The organism is Pseudomonas rossensis, from assembly GCF_039888995.1.
GTDB classification, from domain to species: domain Bacteria; phylum Pseudomonadota; class Gammaproteobacteria; order Pseudomonadales; family Pseudomonadaceae; genus Aquipseudomonas; species Aquipseudomonas rossensis.
The window spans coordinates 1-6,354 of the sequence record NZ_JBBWCB010000211.1 but is presented as its reverse complement, the minus strand read 5'-3'; the positions used below and the strand labels follow the sequence as shown (position 1 = coordinate 6,354).

Sequence of the window (6,354 nt, the reverse complement as noted above, 5' to 3'; positions counted from 1 at the left end):
CCGGCGCGGCGTGGCTGCCGCTCGATCCGGAATTGCCGGCTGCACGGTTGGCGTTCCTGATCGCGGACGCTGATGCACAGGTCACCTTGACCCAAGCGCAGTGGCTGGCGCGTTTGCCGGTCGGGCACAACGCCTGGACCCTGGATGCGTTACCAAAAGCAGAAAGCGGTGAACCGATCAGCGTCAGCCCAAGCGACCTGGCCTACGTGCTCTATACCTCCGGTTCCACCGGCCAGCCAAAAGGCGTGATGAACGAACACGGCGCCTTGATGAACCGTCTGCACTGGATGCAGGACGCCTTCCCGATTGGCCCGAACGACCGCGTCTTGCAGAAAACCCCGTACAGCTTCGACGTGTCGGTGTGGGAATTCTTCTGGCCGTTGATCACCGGCGCCACGCTGGTGATCGCTCGCCCGGACGGCCATCGTGACCCGGCGTACCTCAGCCAATTGATCCAGCAAGAGCAGGTCACCACCCTGCACTTCGTGCCGTCGATGCTGCGAGCCTTTGTCGAAGAACCGAGCCTGGTCAACTGCCACAGCCTGCGTCAGGTGTTCGCCAGCGGCGAAGCGCTGCCGGTGGATCTGGTGCGGCGTTTCATGACTCAACACCGGGCGGCACTGGTCAACCTCTATGGCCCGACCGAAGCGGCCATCGACGTCTCGGTATGGCGCTGTTCGGTGGACGACGTGATCGTGCCGATTGGCAAACCGATCGCCAACCTGCGTTTGTACATCCTCGACGAGGCGCAACAACCTCTGCCAATAGGCAGTATCGGCGAGCTGTACATCGGCGGGGTCGGCGTGGCTCGCGGTTACCTGAAACGTGCGGACCTGACCGAGGAACGTTTCCTCGCCAGCCCGTTCATCGACGGTGATCGCCTGTACCGCACCGGCGACCGCTGCCGCTTCCTCGCCGATGGCAACATCGAGTACCTCGGCCGTCTCGACCATCAGGTGAAGCTGCGCGGTCAGCGGATCGAACTGGGGGAAATCGATGCGGCGCTGTTGAACCAGCCTGGTATCACTGGTGCCTGCACCCTGGTGATCGACAACCGCTTGGTGGCGTTCTACAGCAGCAGCGCCGCACAATCGGAGCTGGGCGCGCTGCTCAGCGCCGAGTTGCCGGCGTACATGGTGCCGGCGGTGTGGGTCGAAGTCCCGGCCCTGCCCCTGACCACTAACGGCAAGATCGACCGCAAGGCCTTGGCCAACCGGCCACTGCCGCAGACTCAGGAAGACCACGTCGCACCGCGCAACGAACTGGAAGCCCTGCTCTGCCAGTTGTTCGGTGAACTGCTTGGCGAAGCCTTGACCGGTGGCCGTGAAGTCGGGACTTCGGACAGCTTCTTCGCCCTGGGCGGTGACTCGATTCTCGGTCTGAAACTGATCTCGCGACTGCGTGAACAGGGTTATTCGCTCACGCCGAAAGACCTGTTCCGTTCGCCGACCCCGGCGGCATTGGCTCAAGTGGCCAGTCCGTTGCTGACGCTGGCCGAACAAGGCGATGTGACCGGTGCGATGCCGCTGATGCCGTTGCATCAGTGGTTCTTCGACCAACAGCAGCCGCAGGCCGCGCACTGGAATCAATCGGTGCTGGCCGACAGCGACCGGCGTCTACAGCCAGACCTCGTGCAGGCGACCCTTGACCGTCTGGTCGCCCACCACGATGCATTGCGCTTGCGTTTCACTGAGGTTGACGGGCAATGGCAGGCGCAGATCGCGCCGGTTGAACCTGCACAATTGACGTGCTGCGAACACCTGGAGCAACTGCAACAGGTCGCGCAAAGCCTGGACCTGCAACACGGTCCGCTGTTCGCCGCTGCGTTGCTCGAAGGCGAGCCGCAACGTTTGTATCTGGTCGCGCATCACCTGGTCGTCGACGCGGTGTCATGGACGCCGTTACTGGAAGATTTCCAGCAGCTGTATCAAGGGCTGGAACGTGGCGAGAACCCGCGTCTGCCGGCGAAAACCACGTCCTACCGGCAATGGGCCGAGTATCTGCACGCCCATGCCGCTGCGGTCAGCGCCGAACAGCGCTACTGGAACGCCCAGATCACTGCGAACAGTGCGCCGGTGGCCACGGTTGCCGAGCGGCAGACGCTGTCCGCCCGTTGGGACACCGCACGCACTCATCAGTGGCTGACCGAGTCCCACGCCGCCTACCGCACACAGCCAGAGGAACTGCTGATCGCCGCCCTCGCCGCCACCTTGGCGGAAGCCGAAAGCCGCGCCGACATCGTGGTCGATCTGGAGCGTCATGGTCGCGATGCACCGTTCGAAGGCCTGGATGTCAGCCGCACCGTCGGTTGGTTCACCACCCTGTTCCCGCTGCGTGTGAACTCCAGTGGTGCCCCCGGCGATCGGGTGCGCAACGCCAAGGAAGCCTTGCGCGCCGTGCCGGGTCAGGGCCTCGGGCACGGACTGCTGCGTCAGCGCGGCGAGTTGCCGTGGGGGCGTGGCGATGTGTTGTTCAACTACCTGGGGCATGAGCAAACGCCACAGGGCTGGTTGCGCGCCAGCACCTTGACCCCTCCGCCGGAAGTGGCGTTGGCCAACCGGGTGACCCACGGCCGCGAAGTGGTGGCCTGGCTGGAAGACGGCGTGCTGCGTGTCGAATGGCACAGCGTCACCCCGGCCGCCGACAGCCGCTTGCCCGCTCGCCTGCTGGAACACCTGCAAGCACTGGTCGGGCATTGCCTCGACCCGCAGGCCGGGACGCTGATGCCGTCGGACTTCCCGCTGGCCAAAGGCATGAACCAGGCGACCCTCGACACCCTGCTCAAACGCCTGGGGCCGAAGAAGTGAGCCCAGACCTCGACCTGAATTTGACTTCGGAGTGCGCCGCTCACGGCGCACGTGCCTCTACGATTTTCTGGATTGAACACTGCTGCCATGCATGACCAAATCGAAAACATCTATTCGCTGACGCCGCTGCAAAAAGGCCTGCTGTACCACGAAGCCTATGCACCGGAATCCCGGGTTTATTACCAGCAAATGAACATCGGCCTGGCCGGTGAGCTCGACCTCGACGCGTTCCGCCAGGCCTGGATTGCGCTGATGCAACGCCACGCGGTATTGCGCACGGCGTTTCTCTGGGAAGAGCTGGACGACGCTTATCAGGTCATCCTCAAGGAAGTCGATCTGCCGTTGCGCGAAGTCGATTTGCGCGGTAACCCGCAAGGGCTGGCGGCCCTGGCGGCAGAAGATCACGCACAAGCTTTCGAACTGGGTGCCGCGCCGCTGATGCGCTTGACCCTGGCGCGTCTGGACGATGTGAACGGACAAGCGCACTGGTCGCTGGTGTGGACGCACCATCACCTGTTGCTCGACGGCTGGAGCGTCGGTTCGCTGCTGGCGGACTGGCGCGATCTGTATCGCGCGGCCCGTCGCGGGCAAAACGCGGCATTGGAAGCGGTGCGACCGTTCCAGGACTACGTGGCCTACCTCAGCGAACGCCCATCCGCCGATGAGTTCTGGCGCAGTCGCCTGGCGGATTTCGCCAACACCACTCGCGTGCCCGAGTCGGACCCGCGTGGCCTGCTCGCCGACCCTGTGGACGCGCACCTGCCCTGCACCGAACACCAGCGTGTGCTGGATGCCGCAACGACTGCGCGCCTGAGTAGCTTCGCCCGTGACAACAACCTGACCGTCAACACCCTGCTGCAAGCGGCGTACGCTTACCTGCTGGGGCGCCATAACGGCAGCGACGAAGCCTTGATCGGCGTCACCGTCGCCGGGCGTCCACAGCGCCTGAGCGGTGTCGAGCGCATGGTTGGTCTGTTCATCAATACCCTGCCGCTACGGGTGCGCTGGGACGAGGCGCCGACCGTTGGCCAATGGCTGGCGGGCATCCAGGACTGGAACGCCGAGATGCGCGAGCATGAACACACGCCGCTCGCCAGTCTGCGGGCCTTGACCGCGCTGCCGCCCGGTGGCGAGTTGTTCGAAGCAATCATGGTGTTCGAAAACTTCCCGTTCCCCCGGGAGCTGGATCAGATCGACGAGGGCCTCGTCGGGCTGCCGGATGCCGAACACACCGCGCCGTTGCGCCACACCGGCGGGCGCAACAACTACCCGATGTCGCTGATCGCTTCGATGGAAAGCGACAGTTTGCACCTGCACTTGGTGCATCAGCGCAAACGCTTGTCCGATGCGGCCGGCACTCGCCTGATGGAGCAGTTGGTAACGCTGCTCGACGAACTGAGCCGCGACGCCAACCGGCCACTGGCCGAAGTGCCGTTGTGCCCGATGCAGGAACTGAACCTGACCCGCACCTGGGGCAACGGCGCGACCCTTGAAGTGCCGGATGCTCCGCTGCATGAATTGATCGCCGCTCAGGCCCGCCGCCATCCCGAGCGTGAAGCCGTGCGCGACACACATGGCGCATTGAGCTACGGCGAGCTGCTTGAAGCCTCGACTGGACTGGCCAACGCCTTGCGCCAGAGCGGTGTGCAACACGGTGATCGCGTCGCACTGGCCCTGCCCCGTAGCAACGACGCAGTGATCGCGCTATTGGCGGTAATGCAGGCCGGCGCTTGCTTCCTGCCGCTGGACCTGGGCCAACCGGCCTCGCGCCTGGGTGCGCTGATGGCCAGTGCCGATGTGAATTTCATCATCGGCGTGCCGACCTTCGACATCGCCTCTGCGCAGGTGATCGAGGCCTCGGCCCGCGCCACCGGGATCGACCTGCCCGCGGTGGATCAACAGGCCTGCGCCTATGTGATCTACACCTCAGGGTCCACCGGGACGCCGAAAGGTGTGCGCCTGTCCCATCGCGCCATCGTCGCTTATGTCAGCGGCATTCTGGCCGAACTGGGTTGTGCCGAGGCTGAACAACCGTGGCGCCATGCGCTGATATCGACCTTCGCGGCGGACCTCGGTTACACCCAGTTGTTCGGTGCGCTGGTCAGTGGTGGCAGCTTGCTGCTGGTGGACGACGATACCCGCGCTGACCCGAACGCCCTGGCCCAGTGCTTTGCCGACTTCACCCCGGACCTGGTCAAGCTCACGCCCAACCACCTGCACGGTCTGCTCGCCGCGCATCCTGACGTGCGTCTGCTGCCGCGCCGCGCCTTGTTGCTCGGTGGCGAAGCGCTGCACGGCTCGCTGCTGGACACTATCCGTGCGCTGCGCCCGGAACTCGCGGTCTACAACCACTACGGCCCAACCGAAAGCGCCGTCGGCATTTGCCTGTCGCGCATCGACCAGCCATTGGCCGGCGTACAACCGCTGGGCCATCCGCAACCGAACCGGCTCCTGCGGGTACTCGACAGCCACGGTCACTCCGTGCCGGTCGGTGTGCCGGGTGAATTGTGGGTCGGTGGCGAAGGTCTGGCCATCGACTACTTGGGTGATCCGGTGCAAACCGCCGCACGCTTCACCGCCGTTGCCGACCTGCCCCGCGCCTACCGCACCGGCGACCGTGTGCGCTGGCTGGAATCCGGTGAACTGGCGTTCCTCGGGCGCGTCGACAACCAGGTCAAATTGCGCGGTTACCGCATTGAGCTGGGCGAAGTCGAAGCGCAAATCAAACGCCTGTCGAGCAACATTCAGCAAGTGCTGGTCCGCGTCGTGCACCCGGCCAACGAGACGCCGCGCCTGATTGCCTGGCTGGTGGCCAGCACCTCAATGTCGGCGGACAAACTGCGTTATGACCTGGCCCTGCGCGTACCGGATTACATGGTGCCGGCAGACTTCATCGCCCTGGACGCCATCCCGCTGAACGCTAACGGCAAACCGGACATCGCTCGCCTGCCACTGCCCGATGCCCCGACCAGTCAGGACAATTACGAAGCCCCGCGTGACGCGGTGGAAATCGCCTTCGCCGAGATCTGGCAGGATGTGTTGCGAGTCGAGCGCGTGGGGATTCACGACAACTTCTTCGCCTTGGGCGGCGATTCTATTCTCAACCTGCAAATCATTGCCCGTGCTCACCAGCGCGGCATGAAGCTGACCCCCAAGCAGTTGTTCGAAAACCGCACCATCGCTGAAATTTCGGCGGTCATCAGCCAAGGCGCGAACTACAGCCGCGACACCACCAGCGCTGCGCGCAATGTACCGCTGACCGCAGGTCAACACGCCCGTCTCGAAGCCGGGCCGTTGGCGGCGGACTGGCGCTGCGTGGCGCTGAATACGCCGATCAGCCTCGAAGTGCTGAACCGCGCCGTGCAGGCTCTGCAACAGCAACACCGTGCACTGCAACTGGGCCTGACCCAACAGGCGGACGGAAGCTGGGCGCCAACCCTGCCGAGCACACCGAAACCGGTCAGTGCCAGCCGCCAGCCGTTCGACACTGACAACCTGAGCGCACTGGCCGAAAACGTCCTGGCCACACTGGATCACGCAGCAGGTG

Annotated in this window: 2 protein-coding genes; both read left to right on the top strand. The window is 64.5% G+C overall.

Going from position 1 to position 6,354, the window contains the following annotated elements:
• Positions 1-2,807: amino acid adenylation domain-containing protein (locus tag WLY71_RS28925; RefSeq protein WP_347806293.1), on the top strand; the 2,807-nt coding region annotated here is incomplete at its 5' end.
• 87 nt (positions 2,808-2,894) lie between these two features.
• Positions 2,895-6,354 (top strand): amino acid adenylation domain-containing protein (locus WLY71_RS28920; protein ID WP_347806292.1); only part of this gene is annotated, 3,460 nt, incomplete at its 3' end.